Source organism: Kitasatospora sp. NPDC088134, assembly GCF_044741705.1.
Lineage (GTDB): Bacteria > Actinomycetota > Actinomycetes > Streptomycetales > Streptomycetaceae > Kitasatospora.
In genome coordinates this window covers 1-19033 of the sequence record NZ_JBIUTD010000042.1, presented here as the reverse complement: position 1 = coordinate 19033, position 19033 = coordinate 1, and the positions used below count along the sequence as shown (strand labels likewise).

Here is a 19033-nt window from a genome sequence, read left to right as displayed (position 1 = left end):
CCGCCTGCCGCCTCGAAGGGGACCCGGCGCGGCGTTGCCGAGCCGGGTCGGGCGGGACCGCAAGGCCGACCCGCGCTACTCCGGGGAAGGCCGCTGACCGGCACGCGGGTCAGAAGATCGGGTCAGGCCCGCCCGGGGCGAGGAACCGGGCGCCCATGTTGTCGTCCGGGATGAGGTGGACCAGCGCGGTGAACCGGCGTGCCGCGGCCACCGGGTCGCGGTGGCGCGGCAGGTCGGCGTAGCAGAACAGGATGCGGTGCGCGGGGCGGTTGTCGAGTTTGCTGTGGAGCAGCACGTCGGTGAACGGGAACGGCAGCGACCGCTGGAGCACGCACACCCCGGCCCGCGCCCATTCCAGCGCGGCGTCCAGGCCCTCGGGGTCGATGTCGCCCAGGTCGTCCTCGTCATCCCCGAAGCCGTCGTCCTCGCGCAGGCCCGCCAGCTCGCAGGCGATCGTGGCGTAGCAGCGGCCGGTCCAGCGCCGTCGGCGCCTCGGCGGCCGGGCCGGACGGTGCCAGCCACGGCATCGTGCCCTCCAGGCTCTTCGCCACGGTCTTCGAGTCCTGGCCCACGGTCATCTCGGTCATCACCATGCCGCCGGTGTCCCGGGCCCGACCACCGCCGAGCAGCGCAACCGGGCAGATTCGGCGAAGTGCCCATAGGCGCACGCCCCTTGTGCTCCACCCGCGGGCCCCCTCGACGGCCGCGCGGAGAACAGTCCGGATTGGTCCGGGAGCCCGGAGCACGGTCGAATCTACGACGTGCCGTTAATCGACAACGTGGCGGCAGGGCTCGCCCTCGCCTGCCTGCTCTGGTTCTTCCGGCGCCTCGCGCGCTGGTGGAACGGCAGAACCGACCGAACCGACCGACCGAAGGAGACGCACCCGATGTCGCCCGACCCCTACATCCCCTACCAGATCCGCCGGCTCCAGGAGGAGGTGCACACCCTCTCGGAAAGGGCCGGCCTCAGCACCGACAAGCTGCTCGACAAGCTGAAGGGGCACGGGATCGGCCGCAGCAAGCTGTTCGACATCAAGAAGAGGCCGCACGAGGCGAAGAGGGCGGACGTGGTGGCGCTGTGCCGGGTCCTGGCGCAGGCCATCGACGCGGGCCGGGAAGTCCGCCGCGCGAACGAGGACGACGTCGTCATGCTGGTCGACAGCCTCTGGGAGAGGGCCCAGCCCGACTCCATCCGGAAGGGCAAGGACACGGAGGCGGTCGTGCGGACCCTCTGGCGGTCCTTCGGCGACGGGACGATCACCATGCCGGAGGTGACGCCCGAGGCCGTGGCCGCCATCAACGCCTCCCAGCCGACCCACGTCGACATCGCGGGCCGGGAGGCGCACGTCCACCTCCAGGTCCCCGACGACGACGCGGTCGACTTCTTCATGAGCGACCCCAGGGGCAGGATGCTGGAGCGGGCGCTCGACCGCTACACCATGAAGTGGCTCCGGGCGACCGTGGACGTGGTCCTGGTCGCCTGGCACACCCCCGAGCCCGTCTAACCGCCCCGCCCCGCGGGAGGGCCCGCCACCGAAGCACGGTGGCGGGCCCTCCCAACTTCTCCGGTACCAAGCCGCTCCGGCCTACCTACCAGGCCACGCCGAGCGCCTCCAGCTGTGCGAGCTGCTCCACGCTGAGCTTGTCCCGGCGGGCCTTCTGGTTGTTCAACCAGGTGCCCAGCGACAGCCCGTCCTCCTTGTGCGGGCGCGGCACCCGTACGTGGCCCTCGCGCTCGACGAAGGCCGCCAGCGCCGCCAGGCCCGCCCCGAACCGGTCGGTGCGCGACACCCTCGGCTTCGCCGCGGCCGGGTGCTGGCCGCCCCGGCCTGCGAGACGTGCCGGACCCGCCCGGCTGTCGACGCCGAGTAGGGCGGCTGCCGTCGGCCCGGCCGACCGCCAGGTGGTGGCCGGGCTGGCGTCGGCCGCAGACCGCTCGGGCGCGCGCCCCGAGTGAGGTCATATTGCGGCTCATATGAGATTAATTATGTGCGCTAGATGCGGTAAACAATGCTATCTTTCTCGTACGGAGGTGTGTGATGCCTGAAATCTTCGCGGCGGTGGACGCGCTGCTGGCCAGGGCCCGGGACGGCGGTGACCTGCCGGAGCCCGCCGAGCGGGAGCGGCTGCGCAAGGCCGCCGGCCTGACGCAGGTCGAGGTGGCCGCGGCCCTGGACACCCGGCGGGAGACGTTCGCGAAGTGGGAGAACGGGACCGCGCGGCCCAGGTCCCCGAAGCGCGGCGCGTACGCGTTCCTGCTCGCCGGGCTGGCCGACATCCACGGCACGCAGGGCCCCGACGGCTGGCTCGCCCCCGCCCGCCGGGCCCGCCCCCTCGACACCGGCACCGACGCCACGGAAGGGGAGTGAGGATCTGATGGACCGGAAGTCGTACACCGCCGAGCTCGCCGGCCTGCGCGAGCTGCGCACCGCGATCATGGCAGCCGAGAAGACGGCCGCGGCCGCGCAGAAGGAGCTGGACAGGCTCACTGCCCAGCGTGCGCGCCGGGTCGCCGGGCTCGCGGGGTACGAGGCCGCGAAGGCCGACGCGGTGGCGAAGGCCTCCGGGCTGTCGGTCGGCGACGTGGTGCGGATCGCGCCGCTGCTGGATCCGACCCCGGCCGCCGTGCGCGCCGCCAGGTCCGACGACCGGGCCCCCGCCGCGCCCACCCCGGCACCCGTGGCCACGCCGATCGAGTCCGATGCCGACGTCGCGGTCGCCCCGGCGCTGACCCGCCCGGCCCCTGCCGTCGTCGGGCTCCCGGCCCCGGCTGCTGCGGCGACCCCTGCCGCGCCGATCGAGTCCGATGCCGACGTCGAGGACCCGGCCCGCGCCGGACAGCCCGCCGCCGAGCCCGCCAGTACCGCCGGCAGGGAGACAGAACCCGGCGTACAGGCCGCCTCGGCCCCCGCGAGCACGCCGGCCCCCGCGGTCGCTGCGTCGGCCCCTGCTCCCGCCGTGCCGGTCGCTTCGGCCGCAGTCGGGGCGCGTCCGGTGGCCGAGGCCGGTCCGCGTGGGCTGCCGACCCTCCCGGAGGGCCCGGCCGGTGCGCGGTTCGAGGCCGTCACCACCGGGCTGGTCTCCAAGCGCCCCAACTTCACGCAGCAGGCCCGCGCCACGGTGTTCCTGGACGCGGCGACCGGGATGCTCGCGGTCCGCGACCGGGTCGTCCGCGTCGGCCTCGGTGCCCGCACCCCGGGCGAGATCCTGGACGCCGTCCTGCAGGCCGCGCCCGGCACCGAGCGGATCTACATCACCGCCGGCGCCCCCTGGCACGACGGCGCCGAGCGCTACTCCACACTCAAGGACGCCGTCGCGGCCTGGCTGAACACCCCCAGCGAGCGGTGGACGGCCGCCGTCGGGGCGGGCCGGGACAAGCTGGCCGGGCACTTCGTGCACCAGCGCCAGCCCGTGGGCCGCTGCGCCCCCGCCGCCGCGCCGGAGGGTCCGGTGACGGAGGTCCGGTCGATGGGGGAGTGGTTCGATCCGGACGGCGCCGATGTCGTGACCTGCCGTCAGGCGTTCACGCTGCTGTGGCAGGCGCTGCGCCGGCACTGGGACGACGCGGTGCTGATGGGCTCGCCGTCGCAGACCGGCCGGGACCTGTGGTCGCGCACGATCCCCACCACGGGCAAGTGGGCGGGCGGCTACCCGGTCCTCTCCGAGGAGCTTCGGGGCCTGCTGCACGCGACCGGCGGGCAGGGCCGCACCGAGCTGGTCCTGCCGCCGCGCGTGCCGGAGCAGCTGCCCGCGCTGGTGGAGTACGACCGCACCTTCGCCTACGCCAAGCACCTGTGGAAGTCCCCGGTCGGTGTGCCGCGCCGGATCACCGCCGCCGCGTTCGCCGCGATGAGCGGGGCCGAGCAGACGAAGGCGTTGATGTCGTGCTCGCACTGGAACGTGCGGGTGACCGTCCCGCAGGGCTGGGAGCACGTCGGCCTGCTCCCGGCCCCGGTTACCGGTGACCGGGCCTGGATCTACCCGGCCACACCCGGCGCGACGTTCACCACCTGGGCCGGTGGCGCGGAGGTCCACCTCGCCCTCGCCAACCACGTCGCGCCGTGGAAGGTCGAGATCCTCGGCGGCTTGCTGTTCGAGGACGGCAAGCCGCTGGACGAGTGGGGCAAGCGGTTGAAGGCCGCGTGGGCGGACCTGACCAACCTGTCGAAGCTGCACGGCGACGAGCGCCAGCGCCAGGCCGCGTACCTCGCCTCCCGCGCGGTCCGGTCGGTGCTGCTGTTCGGCCTGGGCGGCTTCGCGCAGCGCCCGCGCCTGGTCTCCGGCACCACCCCGCTCGGCGAGGCACTCCCGGCCGGGGTCGAGATCCTGGGCCAGGACAACGACGTCGTGACCTGGCAGCGGCAGGCCGGCTTCTCCCGCGACCCGTACGCCCACCCCGAATGGGCGGCCTACGTCTGGTCGGGGGCCCGCGCCGCACTGCTGGACATGAAATACCGCCAGGGCAAGGAGGTCATCGGCTACGCCGGTGCTCTCCACGCGAAGCCCGGCACGGTCGTGTATTTCGGCACGGACGGTATCGCCCTGACCGAGCGCCAGATGTGGCCCTACCGGGGAGAGCCGGGCGACTACCTCCTCAAGGGCCACCTCACCGGCCCCGTCGAGCACCCGGCCAGCCAGGAGCAGTACCTCAAGCTGCGCGCCCTGGGCCGCGTCCACCTCGCCGAGAAGGGAGCCGACCGGTGAGCCCGGCCGACCCGACCAATCCGAACGAGGCCGCCCGCCTGACGCAGGAGCTGCTCGACCAGGGCTACACCAAGCGCCAGGTCGCCAAGATGCTCGGCCGAGACGCCTCCCTCGTCTCCCAGTTCTTCACCAAGGGCAAGGGAGCGGCGTTCGTCGGCGCGCTGCGCCAGGTCGTGCGCGCGGTGCGCGGCGGCGAACGCGACACCGAGGCGCTGTCCGCCGTCGCCGAGGCGAACACCACCCGCCGCCGCACCAAGACCGGGCAGAAGGCCCGGGTGCGGGGCAAGGACACGGTCGGCAAGCCCGGCGAGTCGATGGCCGGCCGCGCGGGCAAGCAGGCCATCAAGTCCGGCGCCTCCCACCTCGCCCCGGTCGTCCACGCCACCGGCCAGGCCGGCGGCCGCCTCGCCTTCACCGTCCGGATGAAGGCCGACCAGTACGTCTACAGCGCCGGGTCGGAGAAGGACTCCGGCGGCGTGCGGCGCGGCTTCGTCCCCCGCGCGGACGGCACCGAGGAGCGCACCTACGGCTCCGCCTCCACCGGTGGCTTCGACGCCGCCGAATGGTCCCAGCGGGTCGCCGAGCACCACGGCGACGTCACCGAGGCGATGCGGGAGTGGCTGATGGAGACCGGCCGCGCGGTCGAGGACGCCGACATCGCCTACCTCGAAGTCCGCGGCTGGATCCCCGAGGAGAACCAGTGAGTGCCGACCGCATCCCGTCGCCGGGGAGTGCTTCTGCGAGCTTGTGAGCGGTGGACCCACCGGTTGCGTTCGACTCGCCGACAGGAGCGCGCACCGGCCGACGAGTTCGCAAAAGGTGCCCGGGGAGCGGACCGGCGCCGGGTGATCTCCAGGTCTTCCACTGCCGGGACACGGGGCCGCGCCGAGGAGCCTACGATGGGTACCCGCGGCGGGAGTGACGTCAGAATCCTTGTGCCGTGGGCTGGTTGCTGCCTGCGAAACGGCACGGCGGCAGGGAGAGCGGAGCGGCTGCAACTGTGCACTTGAAGGACTTCTCCGTCAGCGGGTTCCGCTCGCTGACGCTGGTCGAGGACATCCCTGTCAGCGCGCCGACGATCCTGGCCGGCCACAACGACGGCGGGAAGAGCGCGGTGCTTGCCGCCCTCGACTTCCTCCTCGGCGGGTACCGACTGGTGGAACAGGACCGGACCTACGACAATCCGCCGGCAACCGGCGCCGCTGCCGCAGTCGCCGCTCGCTGCGCCTCGACGTGGGTCGAAGGCCGCTTCACCCTTGACGCCTCCGAACAGGAGATGGGCTTTCCTGCGGTGCTGAGGATCCGGCGCCGGGCGGAAGGCGAAGGCGCACCCGTGCTCGAGTACTGGACTCAGCTCCCGGCCGACCCCAGGCTCCGCGATCTCGGCTCGCTCCTCGTACCCGCTCTCAGGGAACTGGTCGAGGCCTTCGGGCTGCAGGCCGAAGGCAGGGGACTCAAGGCGGATCTGCAGGCGGCGCTGACCGCACATGCGGCGGGGTCTCCGCAGGTCACCGAATGGGCAGCCCTGCCCAAGCAGTTGGTACGACGGATGCCGAGGCTGCTGTCGTTCAGCGGGAAGGACGAGAGCCCGGATCGGGCCGTCCACACGGCACTGGCCGGCAGCTACCAGTCCCATCTCGAGGACGATGGCCTGCAGGGCCGCCTGAGGATGATCGAGTCCGAGGTCACCGGCCTGGTCAAGGACGACGCCGCCGACCTGTGCGCGCACATCAAGGCACACTGCCCGGACCTCGTGGAGGTCTCCGTCGAACCGGAGGTCTCCTTCTCCCACGGCTTCAAGCAGGCGCACCTGCACATCTCCCGCGCCCACGGCGAACGGGTCGACCTGTCCCGGTCCGGCCGCGGCAGCAACCGCCGGATCGCCCTCGCTGTCTGGGAGTGGACCAGCAAGCTCCTGGAAGACCCTCAGCCGGACGAGGACGGCACACCGCCGGTCCAGACGATCGTCGTCTACGACGAGCCCGACACCCACCTGGACTACACCCACCAGCGGACCGTGATGGACCTCATCCGCCGCCAGTGCGCGAGCGACGCCGTCAAAGTCATCGTGGCCACCCACTCGATGAACCTCATCGACGGCGTGGACATCGCCGATGTCGTCCACCTGCGCCTGGAAGCGGGCCGTACCGTCATGGAGCGCCTCGTCGACGACACGCACGAGGGCATCGATCTGCACCTCGGGCAGATCGCCTCCGCACTCGGGCTGCGCAACTCCGTGCTGCTCCACGAACGCTGCTTCCTCGCCGTCGAGGGAGCCACCGAACAGCAGGCGATCCCGGTGCTCTTCCGCCTTTCGCAGGGGATGTCCCTGCAGGCGGCAGGCATCGCCCTGTGGGCGTGCAACAACAACGAGGGCGCCCTGCACCTCGCCCGCTACCTCGCGGCCCAGCGCCGCACCGTGATGCTGCTGGTCGACGCCGACAGCCGCAACGTCGCCAAGTTCTTCAAGGACGACCGGTTGCGCCAGTTCGGTCTCGACCCCGCGACGCAGGTGTCCTTCGTCGGCGAAGCCGAGAACTTCAACGAACTCGAGGAGCTGTTCGAGGACGAGCAGTGGGCCCGTGTGGCCAACCGCAAGTGGCCGCGCCGCGACAGTGAGCAGCTGTGGGAGGCCGCGCACTTCAAGGCGCATCGCGGTGGCCGGAAATTCAGCAAGGACATTCTGGACATGATTAAGGATCAGGGAAGCAAGAGCCCGGACGGGAAACCCGACATGGTTTACGAGCTGGCCACGTCCCTGGAATCCTCCTCCGAGGTGCCGCCGCAGCTTAGGGAGGTATTTGAGGCTTTGCGGGCGAGCGCGGGCTGATCTTGGGACCGTGCGTCCTGCTGGAGCTGGGCGGCGCGCCGTGCCTTCATCCGGGCCTTGCGCTGTTCGCCGGTCGGGGCGGCCCAGGCGTGCCAGCCCGTCTCCTCCACCCATTGCCGCGCATGGCCCCGCTCGTCGATGCCGCACCAGCGGCACCCATTCGGAGCAGGGAAAATGCTATGCAAAGAGCCTTGCTCGGAAGTCATCTCTCCTCCTCTCCGGCTTTATTCTTTCCCGCTGCACTGACAATCTATGGCTCCCGTGCCCGCCGCCCACTGCCTGTAGGCAGTGATGCGGAGCACCGCCAACCAGCGGTTCCTACGGACCACCATCGCGGACCGAAACACCGAAGTCGGCCCGTACACCACACCCGGACGGTTACGGTCAGCGACCATGCGATTGCTCCACACCTCGGACTGGCACCTCGGACGGACGTTCTACCGAGAGTCCCTCATCGACGCCCAGCGCGTCTTCCTCGACCACCTGCTGACCGTCGTCCAGGAGCGGGAGGTGAACGCGGTCCTCGTCGCCGGAGACATCTACGACCGGGCCATTCCGTCCCTGGACGCCATCGCCCTCTTCGACCACGCGCTCAACAGCCTGGCCGACCTCCAGGTCCCCGTCATCATGATCAGCGGCAACCACGATTCACCCCAGCGCCTCGGTGTCACGTCCCGCCTGATCGAACGAGCCGGCATCCACCTGCGCACCGACCCCGCTACCTGCCACACCCCCGCGGTACTGCACGACGAGCACGGACCCGTCGCGTTCTACGGCCTGCCCTACCTCGAACCGTTCCTCGCCCGTGAGGAGATGGCAGCCGACAAACCCACCCACGAGGCCGTCCTTTCCGCCGCGATGGACCGCGTCCGAGCCGACCTCGCCACCCGCCCCGCAGGCACCCGCTCCGTCGTCCTCGCCCACGCATTCGTCACCGGCGGCCACACCAGCGACAGCGAACGCGACATCACCGCCGGCGGCATCCCCACCGTCCCCGCCGCCGTCTTCGAAGGCATCGACTACGTCGCCCTCGGCCACCTCCACCGCCCACAGAAAGTCACCGACCGCATCCGCTACAGCGGCTCCCCCCTCGCCTACTCCTTCTCCGAAGCCGGCCACACCAAGACCACCTGGCTCGCCGACCTCGACGCCGACGCCGACCTCACCACAGAAGCCGTCCCCTGCCCCCGCCCCCGGACCCTGGACACCCTCACCGGGCACCTCGGCGACCTCCTCAAGGACCACCAGCACGACCACCTGCACGAGGCTTGGCTGCACGTCATCCTGACCGACCCGCAACGCCCCATCAACGCCATGGACCGCCTGCGCACCCGCTTCCCCCGCACCGTCCAGCTCACCTTCGCCCCCGAGAACGGCGGCCCCCCAAGCAGCGCCACCTACACCGAACGCACCCGCCACCGCACCGAACTTGAGATCACCACCGGGTTCGTCGACCACGTCCGAGGCGGTCACGCCCCCACCTCCACCGAACAGGACCTCCTGCGCCGGGCGGTCGAGGCCACCCGCCTGAACGACACCGTGAAGGAAGCCCGCTGATGCGCCTGCACACCCTCGCCCTACAGGCCTTCGGCCCCTTCCGCACCCGGCAGACCATCGACTTCGACACGCTCTCCCAAGGAGGGCTGTTCCTCCTCCACGGCGCCACCGGCGCGGGAAAGTCCACCATCTTCGACGCCGTCTGCTACGCCCTCTACGGCAACGTCCCGGGCGATAGACACCAGACGGCGCTGCGCAGCCACCACGCCGACCCCGCCACGCCCACCCAGGTCGAGCTGGAGTTCAGCATGGCGGGGCGCCGCATGAGGATCACGCGCACTCCCCAGCAAGAACGGGCCCGGCGCGACGGAAACGGCACCACGCAGGCACAGGCCAAAGCCACTCTGGAGGAACGGCACGGCGACGACAGCGTCGGCCGGCCCGTCTGGAAGCCCGTCAGCGGTGCCCACCAAGAAGTCGCCCGCGAAATCGAAGCCTTGCTGGGCATGAACCGCGAGCAGTTCTGCCAAGTCGTCCTGCTGCCGCAGGGCGACTTCGCGAGATTCCTGCGCGCCAAAGCCGAGGACCGTGCCAACATCCTGGGACGCCTCTTCGGTACTCACCGCTTTCGCGACATCGCACGCTGGCTCACCGACCACGCCAAAGAGACCGGCCAGCGCTGCGACGACGCCCGTAAAGCCCTCCTGCGCGACATCGACCGCATCCAGGACACCGCCGGCACCCTGATCATCGACTCGGTCGCGGAACCAGCCCCCACCGAGGACAACATCGACACCACCCATCCCACAGCACTCACCTGGGCACAGGCGGTGCACCACCGTGCGGCCGAAGCCCACCAAGAGGCCTGCGCCGCACTGCGGGACGCCAGGGCACACCACAGCACCTGGGAAACCCGAGCCGCACAGGTCCGAACCCTGGCAGAGCGCCAACTGCGCCACCGCACCGCCACCGAAGCCCTCACAGCCCTGCGGGCGCAGGCCCCGGCTTTCGATGACCTGCAGACAGCCCTGGAACGCGGTCGCCGCGCCGAGCGGATCCAACCCCTCATCCAGGCCCTTGACGACGCGGACCGCGACCACCAGGCGGCCCGCCGCGCCGAAGCACAGGCCAGGACACGACTGCCCGACACACAGCGCGATGACACCGACGAGGACCTCACCGCCGCCGAGAACCGGCTGAAGAACGACCTCGGCCGCCTCGATGCCCTGCGCCACGATGAACAGCGCTCCGAAGAACTGGCAGCCTCCCTCACCAAGCTCGAGGCCGACCTGGACCAGGCCCAGGCCGACCACGACGAGATCACCGACTGGCTGGACCAGGCAGAGGCCCGACGCGCCGATCACACCGCGCGGATCGACCAAGCCCACCTGGCCCAGACCCAGGCCGAGCAACTCGCCGCCACCCTGCCACCCCTCGAGCAGCAACTCGCCGCAGCCCGCCGACGCGACGAACTCGCCACCAACATCGCCAAGGCCCAGGACGACGTCGACCAGCTCAAGGAAGCCGTCATCCGCAGCGCGACCCACGCGCGCGGGATCCGGGACCGGCGCATCGACGGAATGGCCGGCGAACTCGCCGGCCGACTACGCCCTCAGGAACCCTGCCTGGTCTGCGGTTCGCCCGTCCACCCACGGCCGGCGACCACCACCGCCGACCACCCGAGCAGGGAGGACGAGGCCCGTGCTGAGGACGCCTACCAACAGGCCGACCAGGCCTGCAAGGACGCCGAACAGGATCTCGCCCGGCTCACGGCCGAGGCAGCCTCCGCCCAGGACCTGGCCGGCGGACAGACGACCGCAGACCTGCAGCAACGTCACCGCGCTGCCCGGCAGACCCGCACCGACCTCCTGGCTGCCGCTGCTGACGCCGTTCCCGCCACCGAGGAACTGCGCACCTTCGACGAGACACGCAAAACCCGGACCACCGAACTCACCAGCCTGGACCGACGGATCGGCGACTACCTCGGACGCCAGGAGACCCAGAGCACCGAGCAGGAAATCCTCGTACTCCGCCTTGCCGACGCTTTGACCGGATCTTCAACGATCGCCGCCCGCAGCGCCGAACTCACCGCCCAGACGGAGGCGATCGCCCTGGCACGGGCGGCGATCCAGCAGACGGAAGTGGCCGCGGGAAATCTGGAACGCGCCAGCCGGGCAGCCCAGACCGAGACCGCAGCCGCAGGGTTCACCACCCTCGACGACGCCCGCCATGCCATCGCCACCAGCGCAGAACTCGCCGCGATGGAATCCGAGTTGGAAGCCTGGCGGACAGCCCGGGCCACGCATGCGGCGACACTCACGGACCCCGATCTCGCGGAGGCCGCCGCCGCCGAACCGGCAGACGAGCAAGCCGCCCAGGCGGATCTCGCCGCGGCCGCCGACCGGTCGGAAGCAGCAGCCATCGCCGAGAACACCAGCCGTACCCGCCGCGAGGCACTGCTCGGCCACACCACCGACCTCACACAGAGCATCGAGCGACTGGTGCCGCTCCTGGAAGACCACCACGTGGCCAAGCACCTGGCAGACCTCGCCGCTGGAACCTCGGGCGACAACCAGTACCGCATGCATCTGGAGGCCTACGTACTGGCAGCCAGACTGGAAGAGGTGGCGAAGGCCGCCAACACCCGTCTGGAACGCATGTCCTCCGGCCGTTATGCGTTGTCCCACACCGACGCGCGTACGAGCGGTCGCGGCCGCTCCGGTCTCGGCCTGGAGATCCTCGACCAGTGGACCGGCCTGACCCGCGACACCGCCACCCTCTCCGGCGGCGAGTCCTTCTTCGCCTCCCTGGCCCTCGCCCTTGGCCTCGCCGACGTGGTCGCACAGGAAGCCGGTGGCAGCCAGCTCGACACCCTGTTCATCGACGAGGGCTTCGGAAGCCTCGACGACGAGACGTTGGAAGAGGTCCTCGAAGTACTCGACGAACTACGCTCCTACAGTCGCACCGTCGGAGTCGTCAGCCACGTTGCGGACCTACGACGGCGCATCCCTACCCAGATGCAGGTTCGCAAGAGCCAGGACGGTTCGACCGTGAGGGCCATGGCTACCGCCCCGGCTCACTGACGTCCGCAAATCGCCCCTCCCAAGGGTGACCCCCCGTCAACAGGGCTGCAGGGTTCCCCATTCAGGCTCCCCGGCCAGCTGGACGAGGTGGGAAGACTCCTTACCGACCCGCAGAGAGTTTCCCATCCCAATCCGCAGCGAAGCGGGCCCGACCGACCGGACCACTTCGCCGCATCCGAAGGAGAAGCACCGCCGTGGAGACCGCTGCCGCCCCTGCCGGGCAGCAGGTGCCGTCCGGCCCCGCCACGGTGAAGCCGCTGCCGTTGCACTGGTTCCAGAAGGACGCGGTGGCGGCCGCGGTGCGCGAGGTGAAGGACGGCGGCCGCGCCACCGTCGTCGCGGCGACCGGCTCCGGCAAGACCCTCATCGCGGCCGGGTGTGCCCGGCGCCTGGCCGCGCGCGGCCGGGTGCTGGTGCTGGTGCCGACGATCGAGCTGCTGGAGCAGACCGCCGAGGCGTGGTCGCTGCGCGGCGGTCGCCGCGGGCTGGCGGTGGCGGCGTGTTCGCGCGAGGAGGCGCTGGAGAGCGCGGAGGCGGGCGGCCGCGTCCACGCCCAGGTGACCACGCAGGCGGCCCGGATCGCCGACCTGGTCGCCAAGGAGAAGGCCGGCGAGCCGGTCACCGTGTACGCCACCTACGCCTCGCTGGAGCGCATCGTCCAGGCCCACCGACTGTGCGGTCTGCCCGCGTGGGACCTGGTGGTCATCGACGAGGCGCACCGCACGGCCGGGGCGGAGGGCAAGGCGTGGGCGGCTGTCCACGACGACGCCCAGGTCCCGGCGAAGCGCCGGCTGTACTTCACCGCCACCCCCAGGATCGCCGACGATCGGCGGGCGAAGGACGGCCTGGCCGACCTCGCCGACACCGACGCCGACGGTGCGGAGAAGCTGCCCGTGCTCTGCTCCATGGACTCGGAGGCCATCTACGGCAAGACCTGCTTCACCTGGACCCTCGGCCAGGGCATCGAGCACGGCTACCTCGCCGACTACCGCGTCCTCGTGCCGGTGGTCACCGACGAGGACCTGCGCGAGCTGCTCAACCTCCCCGCCGTCGCCGACCTCCGCTCCCAGCGCAGCAACGAGGAACTGCTGCGCCTCGCGTTGCAGATCGCGGTGCTGCGCGCGGTCGCCGACCTCGGCCTGCGCCGCGTCATCACCTTCCACTCCCGCGTCAGCGCCGCACGCGAGTTCGCCGCCAGCCTGCTGGAGGCCTCCGAGCTGCTGCCCGACGCGGAGCGCCCGGAGCGGATCTGGGCGAAGGCCGTGGCCGGCACCGACCGGCTCAAGGACCGCCGCGCCGCGTTCGCCGACTTCAAGGCCCACACCGGCGAAGACGGCGAGGAGTGCGGCATCCTGTGCAACAGCCGACTCCTGACGGAGGGAATCGACGTCGCCGCCGTGGACGCCATCTGCTTCGCGGACCCCAAGAGCTCGGTCATCGACATCGTCCAGGCCGTCGGCCGCGCGCTGCGCCAGTCCTACCGGCAGGGCAAGGTCTCCTGGATCATCATCCCCGTCTACCTCCCCACCCCCGAGGTGGGCGACGACACCGCCACCGCGGACCCGGCCGAGATCCAGGATGCGGGCGAGGCTGTGAAGGCCGAGGCCGACGCCGAGATCGAGGCCAGCTCCTTCCGCACCATCTGGCGGGTCCTGCGGGCGCTCGCGGCGCACGACGCCCGGGTGGTCGGCCGGATCACCGAGCTGCGTGGCGCGCGTTCGCAGGGCGCCGCGCACACCACCGCCGCCAAGCCGGCCGAGAGCAAGGCCGACGAGCCCGGCAGCGAGAGGGAGCAGCCGTCGGCCCCGGTGGAGTCGCCCATCGAGTGGCTGCGGATCAATGCCCGCCAGCACGCGGCGCGGATCCTGCAGACCGTGAAGCTGCGGGCGTTCAACCCGCGCGCGGTCGAGTGGCAGCGCATGCACGCGGTCGCCGCCGTGTTCCACCTGCAGCACGGCCACCTCGACCCCACCGACAAGGCCAAGCACGGCGAACTGATCTCCTGGCTCACCCGCCAGCGCCACCTGCACGGCCAGGGCCTGCTCGATGCCGCCCGGATCTCGGAGCTGGACGCGCTTGGGATGATCTGGTCGAAGAACGCAGGCGCCTGGGAGCGCGGCTTCGCGTACGCCGCCGCGTTCCACCACCAGCACGGCCACCTCGCCATCCCCGCCACGGCGAAGCTGGACGACTATGCGGTGGGCGCGTGGATGCGCCGCCAGCGCAAGGCCACGGGCCTCACCAAGGACCAGGTCGCCAAGCTCGACGCCCTGGACGATCTGTGGCGCCTGGAGCCGGACTGGAACCGCTCCTACCGCCGCCTGCTCGCCTACCTCGCCACCGGCGGAACCCTCGACGGCCCCGCCAACCGCACCGGCGGTGAGGCGGACCCGACCTTCCGCCCGGGGACGTGGCTGCGCAAGCAGGACACGGCCCGCGCCGACGGGAAGCTGACCGACCACCAGACCGCGCTCCTGGACGCCCTGGACCGGCACGCCGAGACCGTCACCGGCTGACCCGCCCCGTACGCCCCCGCCGTCCCGGCCCACCCCCGGAGGAGATGAGTGACCATCCCCACCACCCAGCCACCCGAGGTCTCCTGGTACGCCCAGTGGGAATGCGGCGCCTGCGGCGACGGCGGCGACGCGCTGTTCGAGGACGGCACCGGCGTGGACGCCGAGCACGACTGCGACAGCGACGACGGACCCGAGATCGGCTGGGACGGCCGCGCCGAATGCACCTGCGGCTGGGCCCTGGAGACCCAGTTCTCCGACGGCGACTACGTCGAGGCCGACCACAACTGCACCACCGACCAGTAGCACCACCGCCCAGGGGCGGCCCACACAGGGCCGCCCCGCGCTCGCTCTCCGGGAGGCCGCGATGCACGGCTACGGCCACACCCGGCTGACCCAGCTCCTCACGGCGCACCCGACACCGGAAGGCACCGCACGATGACCACCGACACCGTTCACCTCCCCGGCCAACCTCTGGCCGGCCTGGCACCCGCGCAGCACCCCACGGCCGCCCCGGGCTCGCCCGGCTCTCCGCGGGTGCTGGTCCTGGACCCCGGTGCCATGGGGCCGATCCGGTGGAGCGTGAGCGGGCGCTGGCGCGGCTGCTCCGCTACCAGGCCCAGGCCCTCACCGGCCGCCTCGGCCCGCAGGAGGGCGACCGGGTGGAGCTGCTGGAGCCGGTGCGCGCGCCGTGGATCGACGAGGACCTGGCCGCCGAGGAGTAATGGGAGGAGGACGCCCGCGTCCGCGTGGCCATCCCGGCCGGCACGCTCGGCGTCATCACCCACGTCCGCCGCTACCCGAGCCCGTTCCCGTACGTCGTCGTGTTCGACTGCGGCCCCGAGTGCGGCGTACGCAACCTCCAGATCACCCGCTGCGCCGACCAGTCGCTCACCCCCGCCGCGCCGCCCGCGCCGGCCCCGGAGTCGTGGATGCGCTGAGTGTCTGCCAAGCCGCCACCGCCCGGTGGCGGCCTCCGTTGAACTGCACAGCCGAGAAAAAGGGGAGGCACCGACATGCCGGAAACCGTGAGGCTCATCCCGTCCTACACCCGGTGGGCCGAGGTACCCGACCACCTGCGAACCACGACCCAGCTCGCCGCGCTGGACCTGCCGCGCCAGGCGGCCGGCCCGGTCCGCGCCACCATCGAGACCCGCAACCCCGGCACCGGACGCAAGGACGAGTTCGACCTGTACGACGTGCGCGAGTCCGTCCCGACCGCGGCCACCGCCGCGCAGCTCCTCGCGGCCAGTACGCGCCGCACCACCAACACCCGCACCTGCGAGGACTGCGGCGCCCACCCCGAGACGCCGTGCACCCCGGCGGCCGACGGCCGGGCCCTGTGCGGCACCTGCGCCCACATCACCCGCCTGCGCACCCGCCAGGCCGAGGTCCGCGCCGCGGCCCAGGACGTCGCCGAGACCGCCGCCCGACTCCTGGCCGACGAGCACCTGGCCGTCCTCCAGATCGGCTACACCCCCGGCGAGCCCACCGCCGCCAAAACGCCCCGGCCGCCGGCCGCCGCCCGCCTCACCGTCCTCGACCGCACCTGCCACGTCCTCTACGACCGCACCGTGCGCCTGACCGGCCCCCGCACCCCCGGCGCCCCCAGCCGCGCCATCGACCCCGCCCCCGCCCTGGCCGACCTCACCAACCTTCTTGCCGAGCGCACCGTCCTCCTGTGGTCCCCCACCGACCCCGACCCCCTCTACGACGCCCTGCGCCGCCTCAAGCTCAACACCGCCCTGCTCCCCGCCGCGTCAACAGCCTGTACTCGGCCGCCACCCAGTGGCGCGCCGACCTCGACCCGCGCACCGGCGACCTGCGCCGACCCACCCCGCCCAGCACCGCCGACCGCCTCCTCCTGCTGCTCCGGAAGATGTCCGCCGACTGACCAGGAAGAAGGACGACGGCCACCTCTATGGCGACGGCCTGTACTGGATCGTGCGCGTTGAGGAGGAACGGCCGTGACCAGAGGGCAGTTCTGACCGCCCTTTCGCAGTCCGCCCCAGCCGGTGACCCCTGGCTGGGGCGCGCTGCTGCGTCGTCGGCACCGCTGTCCACAGCCGGCCTCGGCCAGGGCGGCCGTCATGATGACGAAGAAGGCCACGGCGCCCCGCCAGGCCCACGGCGCCGACGGCTGGGGCAACTTGCCCGGTGGCAGAGCTACGCACCGTTCAGACACGGCTCCTGGCGCTGCTGGAGCGGCACGCCGACGGTCCGCCGAGTATGGACTACCGGTTCAGCCCGGACGAGACCATCCAGCGGGCACGGGCGGTCCGCCTTCTCGCGGCCCTCCTGAACGTGCCCCCTAAAACCGTGCGCCGCCACGCCGAGACCGTCACCGGCTGAACCCGCCCCAACCCCGCCGTCGCCTCCGATTGGTCGGAGCTGGCCTTATACGGCGGCCCTGTGCTGCGGTCGGCTCGCGTCCGTGGACCGGGACCTGGGCCGCCCGATGCACTACGGCAACGGCCTGTACCGGATCGTGTGCGTTGCGGAGGAACGGCAGTTACCGCGGCTTCTGTGACGACTGGTCAGGTTGCCGCTGGCTGGTGTGGTAGGTGTCGGGTATGCAGTGGTTCGAGTCGGTCGTTTTCGCGTTGTTTCCGCCGTTCGTGGCAGGGGTGCTCCATGGCCCGGTCATGGCGGTACTCGATTTGCCGGACGTCTGGAAGGGATGGTGGGTGCCGCCGTGGATCGCCGGACGCATCCCGGCCCGGGTCGTCCCGACTTCGGCCGAGGCCGCCGACTACGGTCCGGTGCACTCGCCGCCCGCGAAGCTGAAAGAGCACTGGTGTAGGGGAGTCCGACGGTCCTGGGGCATGGAAACGTGGGCCGTGATCTGCTGCATCCTCCCCGCGGCGGTGTCTGGAGTACTGGCCCTGAGCGGCCTGGTCTTGACCGTCCACCCGAGCAGTTCGGACAATCCGCAGTTCGCCCGGGAGAACACGCTGGGGTTCTTCTCCCTGTCGGCCGGTCTGGGCAGCGCGGCCGTGCTGTGGTTCTACCGGTCGCGCAGTCTCTACCGGCGCAGGCTCGGAGTGAGCCTTCCGGTCACCTCGGCCTTCCACCTTGCCCGACTTCTGCGCAACTGCTCGGCGGCCGCGTCCGGCGGCCTCACACTGCTGGAACTCGACCAGCGCGTCACCCGCTACACCAACCAGCTGGGGTGGTTCGCGGCGTATGGTGTGGACCGCGAGCGGCGGCGCGCCGCGCTCCAGCCGCACATCGCCCGGGTGCAGCTAGCCGTGGAGACCGAGATGTCGAACGTTCTGCGGGACGGTCCCGACGCTGTGCCCCGTCTCGCCCGCCTTCTCGCCACGCTGCTCGATCGTTCGGTGCAGGGGCGGTGGATGGGCCTGCTGGAAGAGGAGGACCTGCCCACGGAACGGACCGAGCTGGTCGCCCCGTGCGGGGACCGGTACGACCGCTGGGTCGTGCTCGGCGGCAGCGTGGCAGCGGCGGCTGTCATAGGTACCGCGATTATCGCCGGCCTGCCCGCCTCGGCGGTCGCTCCTGCAGCGCTGACCGCCCTCATCGGTCCCGCGGTGATGTGGGGAAGTGACAAGTTGGGCACAAAGCGTGAACACGCGCAGACCATGACAGCTGCCGTCAACGCTGCCGGTTCTGCGTCCGCGGAACTGGCCTCACCAGTGGAAAGCCCTTCAACGGAGGGTATTCCTGCCCCCAGAGCGTAGCGGGACGCCGTGACATCGCCAGCACGGTCGCCGCGCTACGGCCCCGACGGCCGCCGCGTGGAGTGGACCCGTCGTCCTGGTGGCTGCTGATGGTCTTGCCACCAGGAACACACCGAGCGTTCGGAACGGGAGGCCGAAGAGCAGCTGGAGGCCGCACGGGCGGCGAACGCCGCGCTGCGCCCGTGTTCGTGTTGGACGTGCAGGGGGCTCGGAGGTGAAGCTGTGGGAGGAGGCCCGGCCGGATCGGATGGAGCGCCCCGGCTGTGAACAGGCCCGCGCCGCAAGGGACTTGGGCCCGTTGATGCTGCCGGTCCCGACCAAGCGCGAGCTGGTGGCCGCGTTGGTCTCCACTCCAGATGATCCGTGGTGGGAGGACCGTGTGCTGTACACGAAGCTCTACCCGGCGCGGCGCCGCCAACCCGAACGGCTCGACCACCGCGCTGCGCTCCTACGTCCTCGGCGCGCTCGGTGTTCTCAAGGTCGCCACCGCCGACCAGCTCCAGCGCCTGCTGCGCCCCGGCGCGGTGTCGAACAAGGCGGTCCGGCAGGCGCTGGGCGATCTCGCGCTGCACGGCCTGGTCGCCTCGGACGGCAATACCCGGGCGCGGCATAAGACCGTGTCCTATGTGGTGAGGCGGGTCAGGCGTTTGTAGCAGCAGAGGGTGGCGGCGAGGCCGAGGAAGGCAAGGTAGTTGCGGGGGTCGC

At 71.5% G+C, this 19033-nt stretch carries 18 protein-coding genes; 15 read left to right on the top strand and 3 right to left on the bottom strand.

Translation table 11 applies throughout. The annotated features are described in order from the left end of the window. Positions 1-109: 109 nt before the first annotated feature. The gene (locus ACIOHG_RS36180; RefSeq protein ID WP_400957528.1) at positions 110-331 is read right to left on the bottom strand and encodes a hypothetical protein; all 222 of its coding nucleotides are present in this window, start codon (positions 329-331) and stop codon (positions 110-112) included. Positions 332-404: 73 nt separating this feature from the next. Then, positions 405-593, bottom strand: coding sequence for a hypothetical protein (locus tag ACIOHG_RS36175; protein ID WP_400957526.1), 189 nt, complete (start codon positions 591-593; stop codon positions 405-407). A 168-nt stretch (positions 594-761) separates the two neighbouring features. Between ACIOHG_RS36175 and ACIOHG_RS36170 the strand changes: the two genes are divergently transcribed. Beyond that, positions 762-1505, top strand: coding sequence for a hypothetical protein (locus ACIOHG_RS36170; protein ID WP_400957524.1), 744 nt, complete (start codon positions 762-764; stop codon positions 1503-1505). Positions 1506-1590: 85 nt separating this feature from the next. On the opposite strand, the gene ACIOHG_RS36165 is transcribed toward ACIOHG_RS36170, so the two are convergent. Further along, complete coding sequence (locus ACIOHG_RS36165) at positions 1591-1791, bottom strand: helicase associated domain-containing protein (protein ID WP_400957522.1); 201 nt, start codon at positions 1789-1791, stop codon at positions 1591-1593. Positions 1792-2039: 248 nt separating this feature from the next. Between ACIOHG_RS36165 and ACIOHG_RS36160 the strand changes: the two genes are divergently transcribed. The 14 genes from ACIOHG_RS36160 to ACIOHG_RS36095 all read left to right on the top strand — a co-directional run bounded on the left by ACIOHG_RS36160 (position 2040) and on the right by ACIOHG_RS36095 (position 18981). Beyond that, positions 2040-2369 carry a helix-turn-helix transcriptional regulator gene (locus ACIOHG_RS36160; RefSeq protein ID WP_400957519.1) on the top strand — a complete coding sequence of 110 codons (330 nt, stop codon included), beginning with the start codon at positions 2040-2042 and terminating at the stop codon, positions 2367-2369. 7 nt (positions 2370-2376) lie between these two features. Next, positions 2377-4704 (top strand): hypothetical protein, encoded by a 2328-nt coding sequence (locus ACIOHG_RS36155; RefSeq protein ID WP_400957517.1) that lies wholly within the window; start codon positions 2377-2379, stop codon positions 4702-4704. Further along, positions 4701-5408, top strand: coding sequence for a helix-turn-helix domain containing protein (locus ACIOHG_RS36150; RefSeq protein WP_400957515.1), 708 nt, complete (start codon positions 4701-4703; stop codon positions 5406-5408). Before ACIOHG_RS36155 ends, ACIOHG_RS36150 begins: the two co-directional genes overlap by 4 nt. A 296-nt stretch (positions 5409-5704) precedes the next feature. Then, complete coding sequence (locus ACIOHG_RS36145) at positions 5705-7534, top strand: ATP-dependent nuclease (protein WP_400957605.1); 1830 nt, start codon at positions 5705-5707, stop codon at positions 7532-7534. Between the two features lie 393 nt (positions 7535-7927). Further along, positions 7928-9091, top strand: a complete 1164-nt coding sequence (locus ACIOHG_RS36140) for an exonuclease SbcCD subunit D (RefSeq protein WP_400957513.1) — start codon at positions 7928-7930, stop codon at positions 9089-9091. Beyond that, complete coding sequence (locus tag ACIOHG_RS36135; RefSeq protein WP_400957511.1) at positions 9091-12114, top strand: AAA family ATPase; 3024 nt, start codon at positions 9091-9093, stop codon at positions 12112-12114. Before ACIOHG_RS36140 ends, ACIOHG_RS36135 begins: the two co-directional genes overlap by 1 nt. A gap of 194 nt (positions 12115-12308) precedes the next feature. Then, complete coding sequence (locus ACIOHG_RS36130; protein WP_400957508.1) at positions 12309-14630, top strand: Helicase associated domain protein; 2322 nt, start codon at positions 12309-12311, stop codon at positions 14628-14630. 48 nt (positions 14631-14678) lie between these two features. Next, positions 14679-14933, top strand: coding sequence for a hypothetical protein (locus tag ACIOHG_RS36125; RefSeq protein WP_400957505.1), 255 nt, complete (start codon positions 14679-14681; stop codon positions 14931-14933). 269 nt (positions 14934-15202) lie between these two features. Then, on the top strand, positions 15203-15352 hold the full coding sequence (locus ACIOHG_RS36120; RefSeq protein WP_400957502.1) for a hypothetical protein: 150 nt from the start codon (positions 15203-15205) through the stop codon (positions 15350-15352). Between the two features lie 24 nt (positions 15353-15376). Then, positions 15377-15568: a hypothetical protein gene (locus tag ACIOHG_RS36115; RefSeq protein ID WP_400957500.1), complete on the top strand. Its 192-nt coding sequence runs from the start codon at positions 15377-15379 to the stop codon at positions 15566-15568. A gap of 75 nt (positions 15569-15643) precedes the next feature. Then, positions 15644-16582 (top strand): hypothetical protein, encoded by a 939-nt coding sequence (locus ACIOHG_RS36110; protein ID WP_400957498.1) that lies wholly within the window; start codon positions 15644-15646, stop codon positions 16580-16582. 202 nt (positions 16583-16784) lie between these two features. Further along, positions 16785-16979, top strand: a complete 195-nt coding sequence (locus ACIOHG_RS36105; protein WP_400957495.1) for a hypothetical protein — start codon at positions 16785-16787, stop codon at positions 16977-16979. A gap of 221 nt (positions 16980-17200) precedes the next feature. Beyond that, the gene (locus tag ACIOHG_RS36100; protein WP_400957492.1) at positions 17201-18328 is read left to right on the top strand and encodes a hypothetical protein; all 1128 of its coding nucleotides are present in this window, start codon (positions 17201-17203) and stop codon (positions 18326-18328) included. A 377-nt stretch (positions 18329-18705) separates the two neighbouring features. Then, positions 18706-18981 carry a hypothetical protein gene (locus tag ACIOHG_RS36095; protein ID WP_400957489.1) on the top strand — a complete coding sequence of 92 codons (276 nt, stop codon included), beginning with the start codon at positions 18706-18708 and terminating at the stop codon, positions 18979-18981. The last annotated feature ends 52 nt before the right edge of the window (positions 18982-19033 follow it).

Bases quoted from the DNA above. Each gene is read 5' to 3' on its own strand.
- ACIOHG_RS36135 (WP_400957511.1), top strand. From the start codon at position 9,091: ATGCGCCTGCACACCCTCGCCCTACAGGCCTTCGGCCCCTTCCGCACC.
- ACIOHG_RS36140 (WP_400957513.1), top strand. From the start codon at position 7,928: ATGCGATTGCTCCACACCTCGGACTGGCACCTCGGACGGACGTTCTAC.
- ACIOHG_RS36100 (WP_400957492.1), top strand. From the start codon at position 17,201: ATGCAGTGGTTCGAGTCGGTCGTTTTCGCGTTGTTTCCGCCGTTCGTG.
- ACIOHG_RS36155 (WP_400957517.1), top strand. From the start codon at position 2,377: ATGGACCGGAAGTCGTACACCGCCGAGCTCGCCGGCCTGCGCGAGCTG.
- ACIOHG_RS36160 (WP_400957519.1), top strand. From the start codon at position 2,040: ATGCCTGAAATCTTCGCGGCGGTGGACGCGCTGCTGGCCAGGGCCCGG.
- ACIOHG_RS36110 (WP_400957498.1), top strand. From the start codon at position 15,644: ATGCCGGAAACCGTGAGGCTCATCCCGTCCTACACCCGGTGGGCCGAG.
- ACIOHG_RS36175 (WP_400957526.1), bottom strand. From the start codon at position 593: ATGGTGATGACCGAGATGACCGTGGGCCAGGACTCGAAGACCGTGGCG.